2 rRNA genes are annotated in these 540 nt (G+C 43.1%); both read right to left on the reverse strand.

Annotation, left to right across the window (positions count from 1 at the left end):
- Positions 1-115, reverse strand: a 23S ribosomal RNA gene (locus H8R92_RS13070); the annotation flags it as partial.
- A gap of 213 nt (positions 116-328) precedes the next feature.
- A 16S ribosomal RNA gene (locus H8R92_RS13075) occupies positions 329-540 on the reverse strand; the annotation flags it as partial.

Consider the following 540-nt stretch of genomic DNA (forward strand, 5'->3'; position numbering starts at 1 on the left):
GGAAATCTCCGGATCACTGGCTATGTGCGCCTACCCGAAGCTTATCGCAGCTTATCACGTCCTTCATCGGCTCCTGATGCCAAGGCATTCACCATGCGCCCTTTGTAGCTTGACCTATCAGTCAAATTTTTTCAAAGTTTTGCATTTAATATCACAAAGAATATTTCTTGGCTTACTTCTCAATATGTTTGAAGTTATATATTATCATTTTATATGCAATTTTCAAAGAACATCATTTGAGAAACATGGTTTCTCAAAATTGAACAGAAATGTTAATATAAACAATTCCTATACGAAGTAAGCATCTTGCTTCTTCATTTCTCCATAGAAAGGAGGTGATCCAGCCGCAGGTTCTCCTACGGCTACCTTGTTACGACTTCACCCCAATCGCTGACCCTACCTTAGGACGCTTCCTCCCTTACGGGTTAGATCACGTACTTTGGGTATTGCCAACTCTCATGGTGTGACGGGCGGTGTGTACAAGGCCCGGGAACGTATTCACCGCGACATGCTGATTCGCGATTACTAGCAACTCCAGCT

It is taken from the genome of Clostridium lentum (assembly GCF_014287815.1).
Taxonomy (GTDB): Bacteria; Bacillota; Clostridia; order Clostridiales; family Clostridiaceae; genus Clostridium; species Clostridium lentum.